At 57.1% G+C, this 22,591-nt stretch carries 22 protein-coding genes; 9 read left to right on the forward strand and 13 right to left on the reverse strand.

Going from position 1 to position 22,591, the window contains the following annotated elements; translation table 11 throughout:
• Window positions 1–10 precede the first annotated feature (10 nt).
• Window positions 11–1,702 (forward strand): methyl-accepting chemotaxis protein, encoded by a 1,692-nt coding sequence (locus tag ADJ24_RS03015; protein ID WP_023311665.1) that lies wholly within the window; start codon window positions 11–13, stop codon window positions 1,700–1,702.
• A gap of 90 nt (window positions 1,703–1,792) precedes the next feature.
• Here ADJ24_RS03015 and ADJ24_RS03020 read toward each other — a convergent pair whose 3' ends face one another.
• From ADJ24_RS03020 to ADJ24_RS03035, 4 genes are all read right to left on the reverse strand, one after another.
• Window positions 1,793–4,174 carry a glucose/quinate/shikimate family membrane-bound PQQ-dependent dehydrogenase gene (locus tag ADJ24_RS03020; protein WP_023311666.1) on the reverse strand — a complete coding sequence of 794 codons (2,382 nt, stop codon included), beginning with the start codon at window positions 4,172–4,174 and terminating at the stop codon, window positions 1,793–1,795.
• 256 nt (window positions 4,175–4,430) lie between these two features.
• Complete coding sequence (locus ADJ24_RS03025; RefSeq protein WP_023311667.1) at window positions 4,431–5,354, reverse strand: LysR substrate-binding domain-containing protein; 924 nt, start codon at window positions 5,352–5,354, stop codon at window positions 4,431–4,433.
• A 183-nt stretch (window positions 5,355–5,537) separates the two neighbouring features.
• A complete protein-coding gene (locus ADJ24_RS03030) occupies window positions 5,538–6,422 on the reverse strand; it encodes an SDR family oxidoreductase (RefSeq protein ID WP_023311668.1) in 885 nt (294 codons plus the stop codon).
• Between the two features lie 64 nt (window positions 6,423–6,486).
• Window positions 6,487–6,876 carry a YdeI family stress tolerance OB fold protein gene (locus ADJ24_RS03035; protein WP_023311669.1) on the reverse strand — a complete coding sequence of 130 codons (390 nt, stop codon included), beginning with the start codon at window positions 6,874–6,876 and terminating at the stop codon, window positions 6,487–6,489.
• Window positions 6,877–7,014: 138 nt separating this feature from the next.
• Between ADJ24_RS03035 and ADJ24_RS03040 the strand changes: the two genes are divergently transcribed.
• From ADJ24_RS03040 to ADJ24_RS03055, 4 genes are read left to right on the forward strand one after another with little or no spacing between them, the layout of a single operon-like run.
• On the forward strand, window positions 7,015–7,518 hold the full coding sequence (locus tag ADJ24_RS03040) for a hypothetical protein (RefSeq protein WP_032668366.1): 504 nt from the start codon (window positions 7,015–7,017) through the stop codon (window positions 7,516–7,518).
• A gap of 9 nt (window positions 7,519–7,527) precedes the next feature.
• A complete protein-coding gene (locus ADJ24_RS03045; protein WP_023311671.1) occupies window positions 7,528–7,974 on the forward strand; it encodes a DUF421 domain-containing protein in 447 nt (148 codons plus the stop codon).
• 11 nt (window positions 7,975–7,985) lie between these two features.
• A complete protein-coding gene (locus ADJ24_RS03050; protein ID WP_023311672.1) occupies window positions 7,986–8,504 on the forward strand; it encodes a 2-oxo-tetronate isomerase in 519 nt (172 codons plus the stop codon).
• A 17-nt stretch (window positions 8,505–8,521) separates the two neighbouring features.
• The gene (locus tag ADJ24_RS03055; RefSeq protein ID WP_023311673.1) at window positions 8,522–9,508 is read left to right on the forward strand and encodes an SDR family oxidoreductase; all 987 of its coding nucleotides are present in this window, start codon (window positions 8,522–8,524) and stop codon (window positions 9,506–9,508) included.
• On the opposite strand, the gene ADJ24_RS03060 is transcribed toward ADJ24_RS03055, so the two are convergent.
• From ADJ24_RS03060 to ADJ24_RS03095, 8 genes are all read right to left on the reverse strand, one after another.
• A complete protein-coding gene (locus ADJ24_RS03060) occupies window positions 9,509–11,134 on the reverse strand; it encodes an alpha-amylase family protein (protein ID WP_023311674.1) in 1,626 nt (541 codons plus the stop codon).
• Window positions 11,135–11,142: 8 nt separating this feature from the next.
• Window positions 11,143–12,153, reverse strand: coding sequence for a cytochrome d ubiquinol oxidase subunit II (gene cydB / locus ADJ24_RS03065; RefSeq protein ID WP_023311675.1), 1,011 nt, complete (start codon window positions 12,151–12,153; stop codon window positions 11,143–11,145).
• On the reverse strand, window positions 12,153–13,556 hold the full coding sequence (locus ADJ24_RS03070) for a cytochrome ubiquinol oxidase subunit I (protein ID WP_023311676.1): 1,404 nt from the start codon (window positions 13,554–13,556) through the stop codon (window positions 12,153–12,155). The genes cydB and ADJ24_RS03070 overlap by 1 nt, the downstream gene beginning before the upstream one ends.
• A gap of 68 nt (window positions 13,557–13,624) precedes the next feature.
• Entirely contained in the window at window positions 13,625–14,497 is an 873-nt protein-coding gene (locus ADJ24_RS03075) for a manganese catalase family protein (RefSeq protein ID WP_008502274.1), read from the reverse strand.
• 15 nt (window positions 14,498–14,512) lie between these two features.
• Window positions 14,513–15,019, reverse strand: coding sequence for a ferritin-like domain-containing protein (locus ADJ24_RS03080; RefSeq protein ID WP_024908416.1), 507 nt, complete (start codon window positions 15,017–15,019; stop codon window positions 14,513–14,515).
• 25 nt (window positions 15,020–15,044) lie between these two features.
• Window positions 15,045–15,248, reverse strand: a complete 204-nt coding sequence (locus tag ADJ24_RS03085) for a hypothetical protein (RefSeq protein WP_008502273.1) — start codon at window positions 15,246–15,248, stop codon at window positions 15,045–15,047.
• 23 nt (window positions 15,249–15,271) lie between these two features.
• Entirely contained in the window at window positions 15,272–15,766 is a 495-nt protein-coding gene (locus ADJ24_RS03090) for a ferritin-like domain-containing protein (protein ID WP_023311678.1), read from the reverse strand.
• Between the two features lie 94 nt (window positions 15,767–15,860).
• Window positions 15,861–16,046: a general stress protein gene (locus ADJ24_RS03095; RefSeq protein WP_004150795.1), complete on the reverse strand. Its 186-nt coding sequence runs from the start codon at window positions 16,044–16,046 to the stop codon at window positions 15,861–15,863.
• Between the two features lie 528 nt (window positions 16,047–16,574).
• Between ADJ24_RS03095 and hglS the strand changes: the two genes are divergently transcribed.
• Together hglS and ADJ24_RS03105 are read left to right on the forward strand one after the other, a co-directional pair.
• Window positions 16,575–17,918 carry a 2-oxoadipate dioxygenase/decarboxylase HglS gene (gene hglS, locus ADJ24_RS03100; RefSeq protein ID WP_023311679.1) on the forward strand — a complete coding sequence of 448 codons (1,344 nt, stop codon included), beginning with the start codon at window positions 16,575–16,577 and terminating at the stop codon, window positions 17,916–17,918.
• Window positions 17,919–17,961: 43 nt separating this feature from the next.
• Window positions 17,962–19,467, forward strand: coding sequence for a carboxylesterase/lipase family protein (locus ADJ24_RS03105; protein WP_023311680.1), 1,506 nt, complete (start codon window positions 17,962–17,964; stop codon window positions 19,465–19,467).
• Here the strand turns inward: ADJ24_RS03105 and ADJ24_RS03110 are convergent.
• Window positions 19,454–20,296, reverse strand: a complete 843-nt coding sequence (locus tag ADJ24_RS03110) for a LysR family transcriptional regulator (protein WP_023311681.1) — start codon at window positions 20,294–20,296, stop codon at window positions 19,454–19,456. The genes ADJ24_RS03105 and ADJ24_RS03110 overlap by 14 nt on opposite strands.
• Window positions 20,297–20,411: 115 nt before the next feature.
• Between ADJ24_RS03110 and ADJ24_RS03115 the strand changes: the two genes are divergently transcribed.
• Both ADJ24_RS03115 and ADJ24_RS03120 read left to right on the forward strand, forming a co-directional pair.
• A complete protein-coding gene (locus ADJ24_RS03115; RefSeq protein WP_023311682.1) occupies window positions 20,412–21,581 on the forward strand; it encodes a pyridoxal phosphate-dependent aminotransferase in 1,170 nt (389 codons plus the stop codon).
• 22 nt (window positions 21,582–21,603) lie between these two features.
• Window positions 21,604–22,377, forward strand: coding sequence for a transporter substrate-binding domain-containing protein (locus tag ADJ24_RS03120; protein ID WP_023311683.1), 774 nt, complete (start codon window positions 21,604–21,606; stop codon window positions 22,375–22,377).
• Window positions 22,378–22,591: the final 214 nt, after the last annotated feature.

A 22,591-nucleotide genomic window follows, 5' to 3' on the forward strand; every position in this document is an offset into this window, starting at 1 on the left:
GTCGACGGTCATGGACAACACTACTTCGATGCAGGCGCAGCGCAAGCTGAGCTTCTTGCATCACATCAGGCTGGTTCCGCTGTTTTCCTCCATTCTCGGTGGCATTATTCTTCTCTTCGCCTTGAGCTCGGGTCTGGCGGGGTATTTCCTGCTGCAGGCCGATAACGATCAGCAGGATGTCACATCCGAAATTCAGGTGCGTATGGGGCTGTCGAACAGCTCAAACCATCTTCGAACCGCGCGTATCAATCTGATCCACGCCGGTGCGGCAAGCCGCATCGCGGAGATGGATGCGATGAAGCAGAACATCAGCGAGGCGGAAAAGCGCATTAAGCAGTCCCAGGACAGTTTTACCGCCTATATGAACCGTACGGTGCGCACCTCTTCAGACGAAGCGCTGGACGCTGATCTGAAAGCACGCTACGACGCCTATATCTCGGGCATGCAGCCGATGGTGAAATTTGCCAAAAACGGCATGTTCGAAGCGATTATCAACCACGAAAACGAAACGGCGCGTCCGCTGGATGACGCTTACAACGCCGTGCTGCTAAAGGCGATTAAGATCCGTACCGAGCGTGCCAATGCGCTGACGGCGCAGGCGCACAGCCGCACGCAGCTGGGCCTGATGTTTATGGTGGGCGCGTTTGCGCTGGCGCTGGTGCTGACGGCGATGACCTTTGTCGTTCTGCGCCGTACGGTAATCAATCCTTTGCAGCGTGCAGCGAAACGTATCGAGAATATCGCCAAAGGCGACCTGACGATGCCGGACGACGTGGCCGGGCGCAGCGAAATTGGCCGCCTGACGCGCGATCTGCAAACCATGCAGCACTCGCTGGAAAATACCGTGGGCACCGTACGTCAGGGGGCGGAGGAGATCTACCGCGGCACCAGCGAGATTTCTGCCGGTAACACCGATCTTTCTTCGCGTACCGAACAGCAGGCTGCGGCCATTGAGCAAACCGCCGCAAGCATGGAACAGCTCACCGCAACGGTGAAACAGAACGCTGATAACGCCCATCATGCCAGCAAGCTTGCGGAAGATGCCTCCGGGAAAGCCAGCCGCGGCGGCCAGATGGTATCCGGCGTGGTCAAAACCATGGGCAATATCTCCACCAGTTCGAAAAAAATCTCCGAGATCACTGCTGTTATTAACAGCATTGCGTTCCAGACCAATATCCTGGCGCTTAACGCGGCGGTAGAAGCGGCGCGGGCGGGCGAGCAGGGGCGCGGGTTTGCCGTGGTAGCAAGCGAAGTCCGAACCCTTGCAAGCCGCAGTGCGAATGCCGCAAAAGAGATCGAAAGCCTGATTAACGAATCGGTCTCGCTGATCGACCAGGGCTCCGGTGAGGTCGTGGCCGCCGGTAACACCATGAATGAAATCGTCGAAGCGGTTAAACGCGTGACCGACATCATGCTGGAGATTGCCGCCGCGTCCGACGAGCAGAGCCGCGGTATTGTCCAGGTGAGCCAGGCGATTTCTGAGATGGATAAAGTGACCCAGCAGAACGCCTCGCTGGTGGAAGAGGCCTCTGCGGCGGCGGCGTCTCTGGAAGAACAGGGCGCGCGTCTGACCGAGGCGGTCGGGGCGTTTCGTCTGAGCGGTGCAAAGTCGGGCCGCGCGGTGACGTCTGCGCCAGTGGCGAAGAACCCGCCGCTGCGTCCGGCGGCGACGGTTTCCGGGGATAACTGGGAGACGTTCTGAGTTGTCGGCAGTGTCGGGTGGCGCTTCGCTTACCCGACCTACAAAATCTGACCTACAAAAAAGGGACCTTTCGGTCCCTTTTTTCATCTGTTACTTCTTATCGGGCAACGCGTACGCGATAACGTAATCCCCGCGATCCGGAGACTGGCGGGCGCCCCCGGCGTTAATGATGATGTACTGCTTACCGGTTTTCGGCGACACGTAGGTCATCGGGCCGGACTGGCTGCCGACCGGCAGGCGGTCTTTCCAGATCTCTTTCCCGGTGGCGGTATCAAACGCGCGCAGGTAGAAATCCTGCGTGCCGGCGAAGAACAGCAGACCGGACTGGGTAGAGAGCGAAGCGCCCAGCGTCGGCATGCCGATTGGGATTGGCATGTGCATGCGAATGCCCAGCGGGCCGGTATCTTCCACCGTGCCGACAGGCACCTGCCACACCAGCTTGCCGGTTTTCAGGTCAACGGCCGACATGGTGCCAAACGGCGGCTTCTGGCACGGAATGCCAAGCGGTGACAGGAAGCGTTCGCGCATCGCGCCGAACGGGGTGCCGTCCATTGGTACGATGCCCATCTCGATGCCGCTGGCGTTTTTCGCCACGTTAGCGCGCGGCACCATGTAGTTTGCCAGGCCCAGGCGCATATCGTTGACGAACATCAGGCTGTTGTTCGGGTCAACGGAGACGCTGCCCCAGTTCATCCCGCCGAGAGAGCCGGGGAACTGCAGGGAACGGTCGAGACCCGGCGGGGTGAAGACGCCCTGATGGCGCATCTCTTTAAACTGAATGCGGCACAGCAGCAGGTCGACAGGCGTCGCCCCCCACATGTCGGATTCGGTCAGCGTCTGGTTGCCAATCATCGGCATGCCAACGGAATACGGCTGGGTCGGAGAGTAGCGTTCACCCTCAACGTTACCTGCCGGAACGGGACGTTCTTCTACCTTCGCCACCGGCTTGCCGGTTTCGCGGTTAAGCATGAAGATCATGCCCTGCTTGCTGGTCTGCACCAGCACAGGCGTGGTGCCGCCTTTACCGTCAGGCAGATCGTACAGCAGCGGCTGGGAAGGCAGGTCAAAGTCCCACAGGTCGTGATGGGTCGTCTGGAAATGCCAGCGCACCTGACCGGTGGTCGCGTCGACGGCGACGATGGAGGAACTGTACTTATCATCCAGCGCGGTACGTTCGCCCGCCCAGAAATCCGGGGTGGCGTTGCCGGTTGGCAGGTAGATCAGGTTCAGCTTAGCGTCGTAGGACATCGCTGACCAGACGTTCGGCGTGCCGCGGGTGTAGGTCTGGCCTTCCGGCGGCAGGCCGGTCAGGTTCGGATTACCCGGGTCCCACGCCCACGCCAGCTTACCGGTGTGCACGTCGTAGGCGCGCACCACGCCCGGCGGTTCGCCGGTTGAGTAGTTATCCGCGACGCGACCGCCGACGACGACAACATTGCCTGCGACCAGCGGCGTAGAGGTCTGCTGATAATATCCAGGCTTGATCTCGCCCATGCCGACGCTCAGATCCACGGTACCATGGTCGCCGAAATCTTCGCAGACCTTGCCGGTATCCGCGTTGATGGCAATCAGGCGGGCGTCGGTGGTCGGCAGGAACAGGCGGCGAGGGCATGCCGCAGGCTGTGTTTCTGCCTGTGACGTTGTCACGCTGGAATGATCTTCAAAATAGCCCAGACCGCGGCAGCGCTGCCAGTTAGGCGCCGTGGCTTTGGAATCGTAGCGCCATTTTTCTTTGCCGGAATCCACGTCCAGCGCCAGCACTTTACTGTATGGAGTACAGACGTACAGCGTGTCGCCAATCTGCAATGGCGTGTTCTGATCTTCCGCGCCGGAGCCGTTGCTCTGCGGAATATCGCCGGTGTGCGCAACCCAGGCGACCTTCAGGTCGCGGACATTTTGCTTGTTTATCTGGTCCAGCGCGGCGAAACGGTCGCCGCGGGTGGTATTGCCCCAGTGCTCCCAGTTCTTTTGCTGATCGCCGGGGGCGACGGGTTTCACCGGAACGGGCTCGTTCGCTGCCACGAGGGTCTGCGGCTTAAACATCCAGCCCAGGCTGACCAGCATCGCCACCGCGAGCAAGGCCGCGACGCCAAAAGCGGGAGCCTTGTTCGCGGCGCTGTGGTTTGCCGCGCGCAGGAAAGGCCAGACGATAGCGCAGAGGAAGGCCAGTACGGCAAAGGTAAACAGGCGAGAGAAGAGCGGCCAGAAATCCCAGCCCGCATCGCCTACCGCCCAGAACAGCGAGGCAATAAAGGCGATGCCGTAAAGCACGATCCCGCTGCTGCGATTGAGGAAAATCAGGATCGCGGCAATCACCATCACCACGCCCATTATCAGGAAGTATCCACTTCCGCCTACGGTGACGAGCTTAAAGCCCAGCCCGCCGACCGCCAGACCGATGAGCAACATCAGTCCGGCAAGAAGCCACTGCAGGATACGCGGTATCCCACGTGGCGCGCTGCCAAATGCCATTTCTGTCTCCTTAAGATCCCCCCGTCGTGCTGGGTATGTACCAGTTGGGTAATAAATGCGGAGGGAAGAATGATTAATACGGGTGAATTCGGAGTTACAAAATGCTTTGCGAACCATTTGGTGAATTCGCCGCTATGATAAAACTGTTAAATTGTTTTACGCAATTGTTAATGAATGATTTCGCATTAATTGATTAGGGAGCAGGACAATGCCCTCGCCCCGCTGGGGAGAGGGTTAGGATGAGAAGAGAAAGGTGTCAGACCGGCATTGATTTACGGATAGCGCTCAGCAGCGTCTGCGCGCCCGTTGAAAGCGGCGTGTCTACGCGGGTCAAAATGCCGATAGGTTCACCGGGGCCGGGGGAGGTAATCGGCAGGGCAATCAGCGTTCCCTGACGTAAATCATCTTTCACCGCGCCGGATGGGACGAACCAGACGTAGTCATAATCCAGCGTAAGCTGGCGCGAAAGCGAGGCCGACAGCGTTTCGATACATCCTGAGGGCAGCGTACACCCCTGCATTTGCAGCAAGGTTTCTGCGGTCTGGCGGGGAACTGTCCCTTTTGGGCAGACCACTACCGGCCACTCCATAACGCGGCTTAATGTGACTGTGTCCTGCAGCAGGGGGTGATCGGGACGAACCACCAGCTTCAGGGACTCCAGGAACAGCAGTTCATAGTTGAGGCCGCCCATCAGCTCAGGGTCGGACATGCGACCGATTCCGAGATCCAGTTCGCCCGATTTCAGCCCCGCGAGCAGCATAGTGTTATTCATGGTAGCGACCTGAATCGTGGTATGCCGCTGCTGCTTGTGGAACTGGCCGATAACGGGTGGAAGGATGCCCAGCGCCGCGGTAGGCAAAGCACCCACGCGCACCACCTCACTGGTTTGCTCTTCTTTTCTGTGCAGGGACTGGCCTGCGGTATTGAGCGCATCCAGCACCTTAACGGCGTGCGTAAGGAACTGTTCGCCCACGATGGTAAGCTGCGCCCCCAGCCGGCCGCGGTCAAAAAGACGGGCACCGGTCAGCTGTTCCAGCTCGTTGAGGGTTTTTGAGAGCGCAGGCTGGCTCAGGTTGAGAGTTTCAGCCGCACGCCCCAGCGTTCCCTGTTGAGCGACGGCCACAAATGTATGCAAATGGCGCAAGCGTATGCGCTGACTGAACAGACCATTTTTTTCCATAGGCGATGTTAAAAACAGAGCGATGCGGGTGACAAGTTAAGTTGTTTAATTTTGATAACCTGATAGCAAAATATTTTTAACATTTGATCTGTTTGAGTTACAACATGTTTTTTGGCGGGGGAATAAAAGCGAACATCCTTGTTCATTTATTGCTCATTGCGGAGGGGGGGGGCGTTTACAGGTTTAGATCACGCCGTCACCGCCATCGGAACACCACACCTGGCCGGACGTGAATGAACATTCATCCGAGGCCAGCGTGACGTACAGCGGGGCAATCTCAACGGGCTGGCCCGGACGTCCCAGCGGGGTGTCGCCGCCGAACTCCTTCACTTTTTCCATCGGCTGCCCGCCGCTGGACTGCAGTACCGTCCAGTAAGGGCCAGGGGCAACCGCGTTGACGCGAATACCTTTCGGACCCAGCTGTTTGGCTAAGGATTTGGTAAACACCGCCAGACAGGCTTTCGTCTGGGCGTAGTCCAGCAGCACGGGGCTGGGCTTCACCGCCTGAACGGACGAGGTATTAATGATAACGGACGACGCTTTCAGGTGGCGCAGCGCCGCCTTGGTGATCCAGAAAGGGGCGTAAACGTTGGTTTTAAACGTTGCGTCAAAATCTTCCGTGGTCAGTTCTTCAAGCGATTCACGGAACTGCTGACGGCCGGCATTGTTGACCAGAATGTCCAGCCCGCCCAGTTTCGACACGGCTTCTTCGACCAGATTCTGACAGAAGGTTTCGTCCCGGACGTCCCCCGGCAGCGCGATAGCCTTGCGACCTTCGGCTTCAATCAGGTCGATGACCTCAGCGGCGTCTTTTTCCTCTTCAGGCAGGTAGTTAATGGCAACGTCAGCGCCTTCACGAGCATAGGCGATAGCGACCGCGCGACCAATACCGGAGTCACCGCCGGTAATCAGCGCTTTTTTGCCGGCCAAGCGGCCATGTCCTTTGTAGCTTGTTTCCCCGTGGTCGGGTACAGGCTGCATTTCGGATGCCAGTCCCGGCGGCGTTTGCGGCTGTTCCGGGAACGGGGGCTGCGGGTAAGCGTTCGTACGTTGTTTAGTATCACTCATAGCTGACTCCTTAAGCCAAGGGGTGAGATTTGATGGATAACTGCAGCGTTAACGCTTCGCTGAATTATTTCTGCAAACGATCGACACGAACGACGGCAGGAGATGATTTTTTATCAAGCGAACCGTTGATACTGATCATCTGGTCGGGTTTTACCGTTCTGCCGTCGAAGACTGCCTGGGGAATAATAACGTCGATTTTTCCGGTTTTATCCTGAAATACAAACTTATCGCCGCTACCGTCAATAAGATTACCGCGTAATGAAATTGTCGCGCCATCATGCAATTCTTTTGCCTGCTTGATGGTCATAATACGCGCGTCGTCGGTTCCGCGATATCCGCTATCAAGCGCGTGGGGAGGCGGTGGCGCTTCGCCTTTTTGTAAACCCCCGTTATTATCTGCCCATGCGGCCGGAACCAGAAATATCAATAAAGCGGAAATAAGTGATAATTTCATCCGATATCCTTCATTTTACGTGTCTTGACTTATTAAGTATTGTTGCTATTCCTTTATGTGGCAAATGTGATAAGTCCTAAAAACATTCGCGTTAGAAATCAAAATTATCGGATAATAAGCGAAACGGTGACGATGGCCATGAAGCGTGAAAATGAAAAGTTACCCGGGATAGATGAGAGTTACCGTTTGCTGACGTTTGAATACGCGTTTCGTCAGGTGGGTTTAATTGTTCTGCTGGGTATTATCGTCGCGGCGATTGCCGGTTTTTTTTCCAGCGGAATGGTCAGCGACACGGTCAAAACGAATTCCGCTAAATCATTGACTATAAACTATGAACGCTTTGGGCGACGGGAGACAGAGACGCGGATGGCGCTCGCGTTTCCGGTGCAAACGGAGGGGAAGTATGTCCTCAGCATGGCCAGCGAGAGCAGCAATGCGTATGAACCCGGCAGCGTCTGGCCGCAGCCGGACGCTATGTTCAGCCGCGGAAAGACCCTCTTTTTTGTCTATAACAACCTGAAAAAAACCGACCGCTTCTCCGTGTTACTGTTCACGACACCTTCCAGAGCCGGTAAATGGAACACCGTCTTCCGCGTCAACAGCGAGCCGGAAATTAACATCTGGCAATTTATTTACCCCTAGGAGGCTGATATGGATATGGTCTTTCGCGCGCTGGCTATTTATTTGTTTCTGGTGGTGGTATTTAAAGTGGCCGGGCGTCGCGCGCTGCTGCAGATGACCAGCTTCGATCTCATTCTGCTCTTGATAATTAGTGAAGCCACGCAGCAGGCGCTTCTCGGACAAGATTTTTCCGTGACCGGCGCGATGATAACCATTACCACGCTGGTGGTGGTGGATATTATTTTCGGGCTGATGAAGAAATATTTCTCGCCGGTTGAGAATATTCTGGATGGCACTCCTGTTATTCTGGTTGAGAACGGCGTGCCGTTAGCCGATAAACTGAAAAAAGTTGACGTGTCCTGTGATGATATTCTGGTGTCCGCGCGTCAAAATAATGGTATTACGGAAATAAGCGACATTAAATATGCCATACTTGAGCGCAATGGCCATATTTCAATCATTCCTTTCGAGAAATAAGAGGCGGCAAGATGAGCAATCTTTTTCACGACAGCAATAATACCGTGGGTGAACTGACGAAAAAGCTGGCGAGCAAATTAACCGATCTCGGGCTTCGCTTAACCACCGCGGAATCCTGCACGGGCGGAAAGCTCTCGGTGGCGCTTTGCGCAGAGGAAAACACCGCCGAATTTTATGATGTCGGCCTGGTCGTGTTCAGCGATGAAGCCAAAGCGCGGATCCTCGGCGTGCGCCCTGAGACGCTGGCGCGGTTTACTGCCGTGAGCGAGCAGACGGTAACCGAGATGGCCGCCAGTATCCGCGACATCGCCCAGGCGGATATCAGCATCGCCATCAGCGGCTACGCGGGCCCGGAAGGGGGCGACGACGGCACGGCGGCGGGGACGGTCTGCTTTGCGTGGAACATACGCGGCGAGACGAAGACCCGCACCGTGCTTTTCTCCGGTGACTGTCAGGACGTGGTCGAAAAAGCGGTGCATTACGCGCTGGCTGAACTTGTGACAACGTTGTCGGACGGGAATAACGAATAAACTCACGTGGAGGTTCTATGGCTGTCATAGTGATTACCGGCGGGACAGCGGGCGTGGGAAAAGCCACGGCGCTGCACTTTGCAAAGGCGGGTTACGACGTGGGGCTCATCGCCCGCGATGAAGCCAGCCTGCACTCTACCCAGGAGGAGCTACGGCGCTTTGGCGTTAATGCCCACGCCGTGCAGGCGGACGTCGCCGACAGCCAGGCGGTGGTGGATGCCGCTAACGAAATTGAGTATCGCCTCGGCGCGATAGATGTCTGGGTGAACAACGCCATGGGGGCCGTTCTGGCACCGTTCCGAACCCTCACGCCGGACGAGTTTCGCCGCGTGACTGAGGTGACGTACCTCGGCTACGTGAACGGCACTCGCGCCGCGCTCGAACTTATGGTTCCGCGCGACAGGGGCGTAATAATCCAGGTGGGGTCCGCGCTGGCCTACCGTTCCATTCCGCTGCAGTCAGCCTACTGCGGGGCAAAAGCGGCGATCCGCGGGTTCACCGACGCGGTGCGTACCGAGCTGATGCATGAGAACAGCCGGGTTCAGCTTTCGATGGTGCAGATGCCCGGGCTCAATACCCCGCAGTTCGAATGGGCGAGGAATAAGTTTGCCTGGGCGATGCGCCCGGTGCCGCCTGTCTTTGAGCCTGAGGTGGCCGCCAGCGCCATCTTCAGGGTGGCGCAAAAACCGGTTCGCGAGCTGTGGGTCGGCAGCAGCACCATCCAGTCAATTGTCGGGCAATTTTTCTTCCCCGGTTTTCTCGACCGGCTGATGGTGAAAAAGGCGTGGGAAGGCCAGATGACCGACGATCTCAACGCGCCGGATCGCCGGGACTACCTCGACCAGCCGGTTAACGATCTGCATAAAATCCATGGCCGCTTTACTGACGAGGCGAAAACCCGCGCACCGTCCGTCACCTCCGGCATGCCGGGTAAGGTAGCGCTGGGCGCCCTCGCGGTGGCGGGAATAGTGCTGACGCGTCTGATAACCCGCCGGAAACCGTAGTCAGCGCAGCGCGCTACGGTGCGTCCAGAACCAGCGATAGCCGTAGCCGCCAAGACTGAGCTTTACGGTTTTACCGCAAATCAGCGCGTCATCGTAGCGCTTGTCCTCGAGACAGGCGGTCCAGGTGGCGTTGCGGATCCCTTTGGCGGTGAACTGCACCGGCTCGTCGCTGAAGTTGACGAAGGTCAGGATGCTGCGCTCGTCGGTCTCGTAATAGAGACCCAGCACCGCGTCATTATCGATTGTGATAAGGCGAAAGGGCGCAACGGCAATTTCGGGGAACTCCGAGCGGGTATTGGCAATATCGATGATCCGGTGCAGAAGCGAGTTGTGGTGAAGCAGCGAATCGGCGACGTTGACTTTCTGATAGCGGTAAGGGCCGTGGTCGATAATCGGTGCGATAAATTTTTCAGGGTCGGATGCAGAGAAACCGCCTCCCTGTGACCCCGCCCACTGCATCGGGGTGCGGACGGCATAGCGCTCCTCCAGATCCAGGTCGTCACCCATGCCGATCTCGTCGCCGTAGCGCATCACCGGGACACCCGGCAGGGAAAACAGCACCGCGTGGCAGAACGCCAGCCGCTTCCGATCGCCGTTGAGCATCGGGGCCAGGCGGCGGCGGATCCCGCGCTGATAGACGTTCATCTCCTCATCAGGGGCGAACGTGTCGAGGACAAACTGTTTGTCTTTCTGACTAATGCCTTCCAGATCTAGCTCGTCGTGGTTGCGCAGCCAGTCGGCAAAACAGCAGGAGTCAGGCGGGACGATCATCTTCTTCACCGCATTGCGCAGCGGGCGGGCGCTTTTGCGGGCCAGGCTGACGTAGAAATACTTGTTGAGCCAGAAGTTGAGCACCAGATTCAGGCGGTCGTTATTGCCGAAGTAGTCTTTATAGGCCTCAACGTCTACGTCAACTTCGCCAAGCAGGATCGCGTCCGGATTGCGCTCTTCGATAAGACGCCGCATATGCTCGAGGATCCACAGACCCTTTTTTTCATCACCGTTCCCTGCCTGGGTGGTGAGGTGGGATGCGGCATCGAGGCGAAATCCCGACACGCCAAGCTTGAGCCAGAAGAGGATGATGTTTTCAATCTCTTTAAGCACTGCGGGCGAGGTGAGGTTCAGATCCGGCTCGTGGCGATAAAACATGTGCCGGTAGTATTGTCCCGCCTCGTCGTCCCAGGTCCAGATGCTCTTCTCCACGCCGGGAAACATGGGGGGCGTATCGTCTTCGTCGTTATCCGACCAGAGGTAGTAATCACGATAGGGTGACGCCGGGTTACGGCGGGCCTGCTGGAACCAGGGATGCGCGTCCGACGTGTGCTGGATCAGCAGCTCGATAATGACCTGCATGCCCAGCTCGCGGGCCTGTTCGATAAAGGCGATGATATCGGCCAGCTTTCCGAAGCGGGGATCCACCTGGAGGTGGTCGCTGACGTCGTAGCCTTCATCGAGAAAGGGCGTGAGGTAAAACGGGGTGATCCAGATGACCGTCGCCCCCATGCGGCGAATATAGCGCAGCTTGGACGCGATCCCGGCGATGTCCCCGCAGCCATCGCCGTTCAAATCATAAAATAGCGCGGTATCAATCTGATAAATAATGGCTCGTGTATGCCAGTCGGTCATAGCGTTCCTCAGTGATAGCCTTCAGTATCCGACACTTTGCCCCGGAAGACGTAGTAGCTCCAGGCGGTGTACACCAGGATCACCGGAATAATCAGCAACGTGCCTACCAGCATAAACAGCTGGCTGGCAGGCGGGGCCGCGGCTTCCCACAGGGTGATGCGCGGCGGAATAATGTTCGGCCAGAGGCTGATGCCGAGCCCGCTAAACCCGAGGAAAATAAGCCCCAGCGTCAGCAGGAAGGGGCGGGAGTGGCTGGCCGGGTTGCGGGTCAGGCGCCAGATCAGCACGCTGAAAAGCGCAACCAGCAGAGGCACCGGCAGGAACCAGAAGAAGTTGGGCAGGGTAAACCAGCGCTCGGCCACGTATTGCCAGCCGAGCGGCGTCCAGATGCTCACCACGGCGATGACGACCATCAGCGCCAGCAGCACGTGGCGGGTCAGCTCGCGCATGCGGGCCTGCAGCGCGCCTTCACTTTTCATAATGAGCCAGGTGGTGCCCAGCAGCGTGTAGGCGACGACCAGACCGATACCGCAGAAGAGGTTAAAGGGGGTGAGCCAGTCAAGCGCGGAGCCGACAAAACGTCGGCCTTCGACGTCAAAGCCGTTAATTACGGCACCCACCACCACGCCCTGGCTGAAGGTAGCGAGCAGGGAGCCGCCGGCAAAGGAGTAGTCCCAGAATTTGCGGTGCGACGGCGTGGCTTTGAAGCGGAACTCAAAGGCGACGCCGCGAAAGATGAGACCGATCAGCATCGCGGTGAGGGGGATCGTCAGCGCATCAATGATCACCGCATAGGCCAGCGGAAACGCGCCGAACAGACCCGCGCCGCCGAGTACCAGCCAGGTCTCGTTGCCGTCCCAGACCGGCGCCACGCTGTTGACCATCACATCGCGCTCCTTCGCATCGCCCACGAAGTTAAACAGCAGGCCAATGCCCAGATCAAAGCCATCCATGATGATGTACATCAGCGTGGCAAAGACGATGATGGCAAACCAGATAACTGAGATATCGACGCCCATCAGGTTCTCTCCTCTTCAGGAACAGACTCAGCGGCAGACAGCGGACGGGCGGGTGTGCCCGAGGTGTTTGACGTCAGCGTATCGACAGGCTGTGGTCCTTTTTTAATCAGCCGGATGAGATAAACATAGCCCACCCCAAACACCGACGAGTAAACGACGAAGAACGCCAGCAGGCTGATGCTCATCTGCAGGGTGCTGTGCAGCGATACCGCGTCGATGGTGCGCAGATAGCCGTAGACCACCCACGGCTGGCGGCCCACCTCGGTGGTGACCCAGCCGGCGAGCAGCGCCAGCAGCCCGGCAGGCCCCATACAGAGGGCAAACCAGTGGAACGGGCGAGAGTGGTATAGCCGATGGCGATAGCGCAGCCAGACGCTAATCAGCCCGAGGGTAATCATCAGCAGCCCCATCCCGACCATGACGCGGAACGACCAGAAAACAATGGTCGAGTTTGGCCGATCTTCTTTCGGAAAATCCTTCAGCGCCGGGACCTGCTTGTCCAGGCTGTGCGTCAGAATAAGGCTGCCGAGCGCGGGGATCTCCAGGCCGTATTTAGTGCGCTCCTCGTCCATATCCGGCAGGCCAAACAGCAGAAGCGGAGTGGCCTCGCCCGGCGGATTTTCCCAGTGTCCCTCAATGGCGGCAATTTTGGCCGGCTGATGCTCAAGCGTGTTCAGGCCGTGCATATCGCCCACGACCGCCTGGATGGGAGCGACCAGCAGCGCCATCCACATCGCCATGGAAAACATGGTGCGGACGGCGGGGGTATCGTTACCGCGCAGCAGGTGCCATGCGCCCGACGCGCCGACAAACAGCGCGCTGCTCAGAAACGCTGCGATAGCCATATGAATCAGGCGGTAAGGGAAGGAGGGATTAAAGACGATCGCCAGCCAGTCCTGCGGAATAACCTGTCCGTTTTCGATAGTGAAGCCCTGCGGCGTATGCATCCAGCTGTTGGAGGCGAGGATCCAGAAGGTCGACATCAGCGTGCCGAGCGCCACCATGCAGGTTGAAAAGAAGTGCAGGCCAGGGCCGACCTTATTCCAGCCGAACATCATGACGCCAAGGAAACCGGCTTCAAGGAAGAAGGCGGTTAACACTTCATAGGTCAGAAGGGGGCCGGTAATACTGCCCGCGAACTGTGAGAACCCGCTCCAGTTGGTGCCAAACTGGTACGCCATGACCAGGCCGGAAACGACACCCATCCCGAAGTTAACGGCAAATATCTTGAGCCAGAAATGGTACAACGATCGCCAGACATCGTTTTTGGTGCGCAGCCACATGCCCTCCAGCACCACCAGATAGCTGGCGAGGCCGATGGTGATCGCAGGAAAAAGGATATGAAACGAGACGGTAAAAGCGAACTGAATTCTGGCCAGATGGAACGCGTCGAGTTCGAACATGGTCCGTACCTCTGAAACGATGGGGCACGAGAATTGCCGGGCAGTTTATGGCTGCCCGGCAAAACCGATTACGGTTTAGTCTTACCGGCACCCAGCTCGGCACCGGTCAGCGGGTCAGAATGTGGATCGGACTTCGTGCGAGCAGACATCGCCTTGACCAGGGTTGCCTGTTCGGTCGTGAGCGTGACGCTTGCGCTGCCATCGCCGCCGTCAACCGCAGGCTGGGGGGACTCAACGTAATCGAAATGTTTATCGCTGTTCCAGCTTCCGCGAACCTCTCCACCTTCAGACATATTGTAGTACTTGTTGGTGAATTCCTCGATTGGCGGCAATTTTCCCGGTGGGAAATTATTACGGATGGACTGCAGCGCCTTCTCAAAGGAGAGCTGGTGCGCCGCCTCGCGCGTCATCAGAAACGCCAGGGCATCCTTTACGCCGGGATCGTCGGTCACGTTGATCAGCCGTTCATAGATGATTTTCGCTCTGGCCTCTGCTGCCACGTTTGAGCGCAGGTCCGCCGTTGGCTCGCCGATGGTATCGACGTAGGCCGCCGTCCAGGGCACGCCCGCCGAGTTAGTGAGCGGGGTGCCGCCACCGTACAGCAGGGAGGTGATGTGGCTGTCATTGCCGTTTTCGGTCATGGAGCGATACAGCTCGGCCTCATTTTCCACCCCTTCCGCCAGCGCGCCTTTGGCACCTTTATTAAGCATGCCGACCAGAGTACCGATGATTTCGAGGTGGCTTAGCTCCTCGGTCGCGATATCCATCAGCATATCTTTACGGCCCGGATCGTCATCGCTCAATCCTTGCGTAAAGTACCGGCAGGCGGCAGCCAGTTCGCCCTGAGGCCCACCGAACTGTTCCAGTAAAAGGTTGGCGAGGCCAGGGTTCGGTTCGGCAACGCGAACCGTGTATTGCAGCTGTTTGACGTGTCGGAACATGGCGATTCTCCCGGATTATTTTTTCGCTTCGACGCCCGATGCGTCTGAACGCAACAGGAACTGTTCCGTGGTCTGCGGAATATGGCGGATCAGCCAGTCGGCCATTTCGCGCTCTTCCGCCAGAATCGTCTCGATGGCCGGCACCGAGGCGACGTCGCCTGCTTTCTTAGCCGCCGCGAGCAGGGAGGTATAACAGGCGATTTCAAACTGTTCGAAAACATAGCCGCTGATCGAGCCCTTTACGATCTCATCCGACGGGAACATGCCGCCAATGGACTGCCCGAGCGCCGCCATTTTGCTCATCGAATCTTTTAAAACCGAACGAGAAATATCATTACGGTCGAGGATTTCTTCCAGCAATGTAATTTGCCGTTTTGTCTCATTAATATGCTGCTCAATTCTGGCGCGAACATCAGGATAATTATCGATACGGCTGGCCATGGATTCCAGCATAGATTCGGCTTGCTTTTCCATCGCATGGGCATCGCGTAGCCAGTCATGGTAGTGTTCTACGTGATTCATCATTGTATCCTCATTAGGGGTTCGCTTATTTGGTCTCACTTTCAGCAGCCTGATCGGCACGCGCGGCACTGTAGCCAGATAAATGGCCGACAATATTGGCGTAAATACTGATGATAATGACCCATAGCACGCTATTCTTCCACCATATTACGGAGGGGATGGCGAGAATGAACCATATTATGGCTGCCGCTAAATGGCACCGTTTAATTGTCCTGGGACTGATGCTCATTTTATTTAACCTGTATTATTGCGTCATTTCTGCGCTTTTTGGTTAATATTTCCTACGGCCAGGTCGGTGAGTTTAAGGTCGGTCTCTTTTTCTTCTTCCAGCGTTTCGGCAAGAAGCTTAACGGCTTTTTTATAGCCCAGTTGCTCTGCTAATGTGGCAAGGGTACCGTAGCTGGCAATTTCGTAATGCTCGACTTTTTGCGCGGCGGCAATAAGTGCGGCATCACGTACTTCATTTTTTTCCGTACTTTCGATGACTTCGTTGGCTTCTTCAATTAAGCCTTCCATCGCCACGCACTTCATGCGTTTGATTTTAATACCGTCTTCCTGCTCAACGATTTGGTCGATACGTTCGATCTGACCCTGCGTCTCTTCCAGGTGTGCGGTAAAAGCTGCGCTCAGCTTCTCGCTGGAGGCGGCGCGGGCAAGCTTGCTTAACGCTCGGGTAAGCTGCTTTTCTGCGCTGTAGGTATCCGACAGAAGATGAATAAAGACATCCTCGACGCTTTTCATATTCATAATAATTACGCTCCGGTAAAATAAAGAAAGGGTACTGCGAGCTTTTCAGCCCGCAGTATGCTCTCTGGTTTTATTAAAAGAGTATTAAATAAGATCAGGAGTTATCAGATTTACGGCCTCCGCCGTGACTGTTCTGTCCCCCTTTCTTACCCGCTTCAGAAGCGCGTTGCGGATCGTTTTTAAAGTTCCCCCCGCTATGCTGGCCACCTTTACGTCCAGCTTCTGATGCTTTTTCACGGTCTTCAGCGAAATTACCGGAACCACCACGATGCTCTGCCATATTAAACCTCATAGTCATATATTGGTTATGTCAGTACGATACGAAAATATTCCGTATCACTCGTCGTTCGAGTAATAACTCTAGTCGCTCTGCGGCATCCGTCAAATGCGTTTTGCTATTTGCGGTTGCGTTATTTTTAAATATTTGTAAATTTACGCTTCGCTTAAAAGGGAAATATGGATAGACAGGAAGGACTTGTAAACAGCCATTCAGATTAATCCTAACTTCGAGCTAAAAATTTGAAAGGTGAGGATAAAAATAATGGCTTACTCGAATTGGTTAGTTTGCATTCAGGAGAGACCCAAAAAATACTCCTTTATAGCTAGAAAGCGGAACCCTAAATAATTATAAGGAAAATCCTGGATAAAAGCGTTCAGGTTAAAAGGGCGGTTCCGTTCGGCGCTGTTCAGGGACCAGTAGCACACGGTTTGACCACTGTCGTCTTAAGATCACAATTCAGAAATTCTTCCCCCCGGAAGGAACGGGTTTCTCTACACTCCAGGTAATATTCACTGGAGGCATGACATCATGGCGAACACCATCACGGCTGATGACATTCGGGAACACTTTTCGCAGGCTATGTCGGCGATGTACCAGCAGGAAGTTCCGCAGTACGGCACCTTGCTTGAACTGGTTGCGGACGTAAACCTGGCGGTTCTGGAAAATAATCCACTATTACATGAACAACTGGCTAACGCCGATGAGCTTGCGCGCCTGAACGTGGAGCGTCACGGGGCGATCCGCGTCGGTACGGCACAGGAACTTTCAACCCTGCGCCGTATGTTTGCCATTATGGGCATGTACCCGGTCAGCTATTACGATCTCTCTCAGGCGGGGGTGCCCGTCCACTCAACGGCGTTTCGTCCGATAGAGGATGCGGCGCTGTGCCGGAATCCGTTTCGTATTTTTACCTCGCTGCTGCGTCTTGAGCTGATTGAAAACGTTGCGCTGCGCGAGCGTGCCGCGGAGATCCTGTCTCACCGCAACATCTTCACCCCGCGCTGCCTGGAACTGATCGACCTGCACGAGTCGGAAGGGGAGTTTTCTGACGCACAGGCCCATGAGTTTGTGCAGGAAGCGTTAGAAACCTTCCGCTGGCACCGTCACGCGACGGTCGATCAGGAGACCTATCTGGCCCTGAGCAACGAGCATCGCCTGATTGCCGACGTGGTCTGCTTCCCGGGCTGCCACATCAACCATCTCACGCCTCGCACGCTGGACATTGACCGGGTGCAGGAGCTGATGCCGAAGTACGGTATCGAACCAAAAATTCTGATCGAAGGGCCACCGCGTCGCGAGGTACCCGTTTTATTGCGTCAAACCAGCTTCAAGGCGCTGGAAGAGCCGGTGCTGTTTGCCGGTGAACATAAAGGCACCCACACCGCGCGCTTCGGTGAGATTGAACAGCGCGGCGTAGCGCTGACCCCGAAAGGCCGTGAACTGTACGATAGCCTCCTCGCCCAGGCCGGTACCGGTAAAGATAACCTGACCCATCAGCTGCATCTGCGGGAGATCTTTAGCGCCTTCCCGGATAGCGAAATGCTCATGCGCCGTCAGGAGCTGGCTTATTTCCGCTACCGCCTGACGCCAGCCGGGGAAGCGCATCGGCATGCGTTTCGTCCCGGAGACGATCCGCAGCCGCTGATCGAGCGCGGATGGGTGGTTGCCCAGCCCATCACCTACGAAGATTTCCTCCCGGTCAGCGCCGCGGGGATTTTCCAGTCCAACCTCGGGAACGAAACCCAGGCCCGCAGCCACGGTAACGCCAGCCGCGATGCGTTTGAAGATGCGCTGGGATGCCCGGTGTATGACGAGTTTACGCTCTACCAGGAGGCTGAAACGCGCAGCAAACAGCGTTGCGGTTTGCTCTGAAATCGTTACTCTGCTGGGGTGTGATGGAAAAATTAAGGTCGTTATGCAAAATCCTTCCGCCCCTGTGGTTGAAACGCGCCAGGGCGCACTGTCTGGTTTAACCGATGAAAACGTTCACCTCTGGTGCGGTATTCCCTACGCCGCGCCGCCCGTGGGGGAGTGGCGCTGGCGCTCGCCCCGGCCGCCTGAACGCTGGGATGGCCTGCGCGAGGCCACGGCCTTCTCGCCCTCAAGCTGGCAAAGCAGCGAGTATTGTCAGGAGCTAGGCGGCGGCGATCCGGGCCAATTTTCCGAAGATTGCCTCTACCTTAACGTCTGGTCCCCAACAGAGCGCGCCGAGCCGCTGCCGGTTATGGTCTGGCTGCACGGAGGCGGGTTTACGATTGGTGCCGGAGGCCTGCCGCCTTATAACGGCAAAGCGCTGGCCTCGCGCGGCGTGGTTGTGGTCACGATCAACTACCGTCTCGGCCATCTTGGCTTTTTCGCCCATCCCGCGCTGGAAGGCGAGGAAGGGCGCGTGGTGCATAATTTTGCCCTGCTGGATCAGATCGCCGCGCTCGAATGGGTACGGGATAACATCGCCGGGTTTGGCGGCGATCCCGCCAATGTGACCCTGTTTGGCGAATCCGCTGGCGCGCGCAGCGTGCTCTCGCTGCTGGCCTCTCCGCTGGCAGCAGGATTGTTCCATAAGGCGATTGTGCAAAGCGGATACACCTTACCGGACACGCCGCGCGAGCAGGCCCTGCAAAAAGGGGAAGCGCTGGCCGCCCATTTCGGCCTGGAAAATGCGACCGCCGGGCAGCTGCGGGCCATTCCGCCCGAGGCGTTCTGGCCGCTCACCGCGCCGCTGAACGTCGCCCCGGCGCCTATCGCTGGAGACTGTGTTCTGCCGGAAGCCATGCTGGACGTCTTTTTCGCCGCCCGTCAGCATCCGGTGCCGGTAATGATTGGCTCCAACAGCGATGAGGCCAGCGTGATGGCGGTGTTTGACATCGATCTCGCCGGACAAATTCAGAAGCTTCGGCGCGAACGCCGCTTCGGGCTCGGGCTGATTAAATTGCTCTATCCGGGCGTGAAAGGCGATGAAGAGCTGGGCAGGCAGGTGTGCCGCGACATGGCGTTTACCACCATGGGCTACGTGGTGATGCAGGCCCAGCAGCGCGTCGGCGGATTGTGCTGGCGCTACTGGTTTGACTATGTCGCAGAGGCGGAACATGCCACGTACATCAACGGTGCCTGGCACGGCAACGAAGTTCCCTACGTCTTCGATACGCTCGGTCAGGTGGAGCCTTCGCGTCAGTACGTCAATGGGCGAGATCTACAGTTTGCTGCCCACGTGGCGGATTACTGGGTGAGCTTTGCGCGTCACGCGGGTCCTCGCGACATCCTGCCCGGGCCGACGCACTGGCCCGCGTGCCGCAAAGGTCGGGACGTTCTGTTACGCATTGGCGTGAATAAACATGCAGCGTTCCGGCTTGAAAACCGCTTTATGCGCGCCCGCATGAGCCTCTTCAAGCGGGTAATGAAGCACCACGTCAGCCTCGATTAAGCAAACAGGCGCGAAACGCCGCGAGACCATTTTCCTCGCCTGGCGTTTCGCGCAGCACCAGCCGGTAGCTTGCGCCAGTTTTTATGCTTGTCTCATAGGGCCGTACCAGCCTTCCAGCGTGAATATCTTCTGCCACCAGCGTTTCGTCGGCGATGGCGACGCCCAGCCCCTGAATAGCGGCCGTAATGGCGAGATCCATCGTGTCGAAGTGTTGATTTTTGTGCATGGCAAAGCCCGGGCCTTCCTGTTTCGTCAGCCACAGCGACCAGTCCGTCTTATCCCTTGTGGGGTGAAGGAATGTTAACGAACCCAGCGTTGCCCCCGCCCGCACCGGGCTTATCACCGGGGTGAGCGCCTCTTCGAACAGCAGATCGCCTGCGCTCATGTGCGTGCCGAACACGATTGCCGCGTCGTAAGATTCGGTTTTGAAATTGACGTTGTGATCGGTGGTGGTGGTCAGCGCGATCTGCAGATCAGGATGCTCGCGCTCCACCTCCAGCAGGCGCGGCACCAGCCAGCGCATGGCGCAGGTGGGGGCCTTCAGCCGGATCACCGTGTGCTGGCTGCGGGCCTGGTCGGCCACGGACAGCAGCTGCTCGAAAGCGGACTGCAGCTCCGGAAGCAGGGCGCTACCCTGCGGTGAGAGGCGCAGCCCGCGCGCGTGGCGCTCAAAAAGCGGAAAGCCAAACCACGCCTCAAGGGAGGCAATCTTACGGCTCACAGCCCCCTGCGTCAGACACAGTTCGGCGGCGGCATGGGTAAGATTGAGGTGACGCGCGGTGACTAAAAATGCGTCGATGGCATTAAGGGGGAGCGAACGGCGTGACATAAAAATCACCTCAGCTATGCATTTTTCTCATGGCTATTATGACAACAATTCGATTGTCCCGACAGCACAGATGTTGTTTGAATAGTTATGCAATGTCCATGAGAAGGGAAAGAGGATGACTTTACGAACGCCAGTGCAAACGCGCTCCAAACTGCCGGATGTGGGAACCACCATTTTTACCGTTATCGGCCAGCTCTCGGCGCAGCATAACGCGATTAACCTTTCTCAGGGCGCACCGAATTTTTCCTGCGACCCGAAGCTGATTGCGGGCGTCACCCGCGCAATGGAGGCGGGGCATAACCAGTACGCGTCGATGACCGGTCTGCAGCCGCTCAAAGAACGTATTGCCGATAAAATTGCCACGCTCTACGGCACGCAGTACGACCCTGCCAGCGAGGTGTTGGTCACCGCCAGCGCCAGCGAAGGGCTCTATTCGGCGATTAGCGGGCTGGTGCACCCGGGCGATGAGGTGATCTACTTTGAGCCGTCCTTTGACAGCTACGCGCCGATTGTCCGTCTTCAGGGGGCAACCCCGATTGCCATCAAGCTCACCGTGCCGGATTTTGCCGTCAACTGGGATGAGGTTCGCGCCGCGATCACGCCGCGCACGCGCATGATTATCATTAATACGCCGCACAACCCGAGCGGCCAGGTCTTCTCCGCCAGTGACCTGCAGCAGCTGGCGGCGCTGACGCGCAATACCGACATCATTATTTTGTCTGACGAAGTGTACGAACACGTCGTTTTTGACGGCGAGCCACACCACGGGATGGCCACGCACCCGCAGCTGGCGGAGCGCAGCGTGATTATTTCCTCTTTCGGAAAAACCTATCACGTCACCGGGTGGCGCGTGGGTTACTGTGTTGCACCGGCGGTACTGATGGACGAGATTTGTAAAGTGCATCAATTTTTAATGTTTTCTGCCGATACGCCAATGCAGCACGCGTTTGCTGAGCATATGGTCGACCCGCAAACCTGGCTGTCGCTGTCGGCGTTTTACCAGCGCAAGCGCGATCTGCTGCACAGCCTGCTGACCGATTCGCCGTTTACGCTGCTGCCGAGCGCCGGATCGTTCTTCATGCTGGCGGACTACAGCCAGTTCAGCGACGAGCGCGACAGCGAGCTGGTGAAACGGCTGATCGTTGAGTACGGCGTTGCCACCATTCCGCTGTCGGCGTTTTATGCGGACGGTACGGATAATAAATTGATTCGTCTCTCTTTTGCGAAAGATGAGGCGACGTTACGGGCAGGTGCCCAGGCCCTGTGTCGGGTTAAACCACGCTAAGATAGGCTCTGAGGAGTTGTAGATGAAATTACGCGCGTTAGTTGTCGGCATGGGATTGCTGTGTACTTTTTCTTCCTTCGCGGCTACCGAGCTGCGTTACGGGCTGGAAGCGGAATATCCGCCGTTTGAGAGCCGCAATGCGGCGGGCGAACTGGAAGGGTTTGACGTTGAACTGGGGAATGCCATCTGCGAAGCGGCAGCGCTGAAGTGCAGCTGGGTTGAAACCTCCTTTGATGCGCTGATCCCGGGCCTGGTGGCGAAGAAATTTGACGCCATCAACTCGGCGATGAACATCACCGAGCAGCGCCGCAAGAGCATTGATTTTACCCAGCCGATCTACCGTATTCCGTCGCAGCTGGTCGGCAAGGCAGGTACGGCGGTTGAGGCAACGCCTGAGGGGCTGAAGGGCAAAACCATCGGCGTGCTGCAGGGATCCATCCAGGAAACCTATGCCAAAGAGCACTGGGAAAAGCAGGGTGTCACCGTGGTGTCTTATAAAGATCAGAATATGGCCTGGGGCGATCTGCTGAATGGCCGTATCGACGCCTCGCTGGTCATGTCCGCGGCCGGGCAGGCAGGTTTCCTCAGCAAGCCGCAGGGGAAAGGGTTTGGCTTCATCGGCAAACCGGTGTCTGACGACACTATTCTCGGCAGTGGGATCGGTTTTGGGTTGCGTAAGGGTGACGAGGCCACCAAAAAGCAGCTTGATGCCGCGATCGATAAAGTACGTGCCGACGGCACGATCGCTAAACTCGCTGATAAGTACTTCCCGGGTATCGATGTCAGCGTAAAATAACCGCCTCATTAGCCCCGGCGAACGATGTCGCGCCGGGGCATTTTTCTACACATTTTCCAGGCTTTCTTTACACCACTTTCGGGCCGTTCTGGTCGACAGAAAATATTTCTCACTTTGTTCATATAATCACCGGCCAACAATTGGATTCTTAACCATTTTTGTTTAGGCTGTGCGTTCTTTCTTGCCGTCATTTCGCCGAGCGCGAAACACATTC

Source organism: Enterobacter sp. 940_PEND (assembly GCF_001059415.1).
GTDB classification, from domain to species: Bacteria; Pseudomonadota; Gammaproteobacteria; order Enterobacterales; family Enterobacteriaceae; genus Enterobacter; species Enterobacter cloacae_M.

Bases quoted from the DNA above. Each gene is read 5' to 3' on its own strand.
- ADJ24_RS03015 (WP_023311665.1), top strand. From the start codon at position 11: ATGGACAACACTACTTCGATGCAGGCGCAGCGCAAGCTGAGCTTCTTG.
- ADJ24_RS03020 (WP_023311666.1), bottom strand. From the start codon at position 4,174: ATGGCATTTGGCAGCGCGCCACGTGGGATACCGCGTATCCTGCAGTGG.
- ADJ24_RS03025 (WP_023311667.1), bottom strand. From the start codon at position 5,354: ATGGAAAAAAATGGTCTGTTCAGTCAGCGCATACGCTTGCGCCATTTG.
- ADJ24_RS03030 (WP_023311668.1), bottom strand. From the start codon at position 6,422: ATGAGTGATACTAAACAACGTACGAACGCTTACCCGCAGCCCCCGTTC.
- ADJ24_RS03035 (WP_023311669.1), bottom strand. From the start codon at position 6,876: ATGAAATTATCACTTATTTCCGCTTTATTGATATTTCTGGTTCCGGCC.
- ADJ24_RS03040 (WP_032668366.1), top strand. From the start codon at position 7,015: ATGAAGCGTGAAAATGAAAAGTTACCCGGGATAGATGAGAGTTACCGT.
- ADJ24_RS03045 (WP_023311671.1), top strand. From the start codon at position 7,528: ATGGATATGGTCTTTCGCGCGCTGGCTATTTATTTGTTTCTGGTGGTG.
- ADJ24_RS03050 (WP_023311672.1), top strand. From the start codon at position 7,986: ATGAGCAATCTTTTTCACGACAGCAATAATACCGTGGGTGAACTGACG.
- ADJ24_RS03055 (WP_023311673.1), top strand. From the start codon at position 8,522: ATGGCTGTCATAGTGATTACCGGCGGGACAGCGGGCGTGGGAAAAGCC.
- ADJ24_RS03060 (WP_023311674.1), bottom strand. From the start codon at position 11,134: ATGACCGACTGGCATACACGAGCCATTATTTATCAGATTGATACCGCG.
- cydB (WP_023311675.1), bottom strand. From the start codon at position 12,153: ATGGGCGTCGATATCTCAGTTATCTGGTTTGCCATCATCGTCTTTGCC.
- ADJ24_RS03070 (WP_023311676.1), bottom strand. From the start codon at position 13,556: ATGTTCGAACTCGACGCGTTCCATCTGGCCAGAATTCAGTTCGCTTTT.
- ADJ24_RS03075 (WP_008502274.1), bottom strand. From the start codon at position 14,497: ATGTTCCGACACGTCAAACAGCTGCAATACACGGTTCGCGTTGCCGAA.
- ADJ24_RS03080 (WP_024908416.1), bottom strand. From the start codon at position 15,019: ATGAATCACGTAGAACACTACCATGACTGGCTACGCGATGCCCATGCG.
- ADJ24_RS03085 (WP_008502273.1), bottom strand. From the start codon at position 15,248: ATGAGCATCAGTCCCAGGACAATTAAACGGTGCCATTTAGCGGCAGCC.
- ADJ24_RS03090 (WP_023311678.1), bottom strand. From the start codon at position 15,766: ATGAATATGAAAAGCGTCGAGGATGTCTTTATTCATCTTCTGTCGGAT.
- ADJ24_RS03095 (WP_004150795.1), bottom strand. From the start codon at position 16,046: ATGGCAGAGCATCGTGGTGGTTCCGGTAATTTCGCTGAAGACCGTGAA.
- hglS (WP_023311679.1), top strand. From the start codon at position 16,575: ATGGCGAACACCATCACGGCTGATGACATTCGGGAACACTTTTCGCAG.
- ADJ24_RS03105 (WP_023311680.1), top strand. From the start codon at position 17,962: ATGCAAAATCCTTCCGCCCCTGTGGTTGAAACGCGCCAGGGCGCACTG.
- ADJ24_RS03110 (WP_023311681.1), bottom strand. From the start codon at position 20,296: ATGTCACGCCGTTCGCTCCCCCTTAATGCCATCGACGCATTTTTAGTC.
- ADJ24_RS03115 (WP_023311682.1), top strand. From the start codon at position 20,412: ATGACTTTACGAACGCCAGTGCAAACGCGCTCCAAACTGCCGGATGTG.
- ADJ24_RS03120 (WP_023311683.1), top strand. From the start codon at position 21,604: ATGAAATTACGCGCGTTAGTTGTCGGCATGGGATTGCTGTGTACTTTT.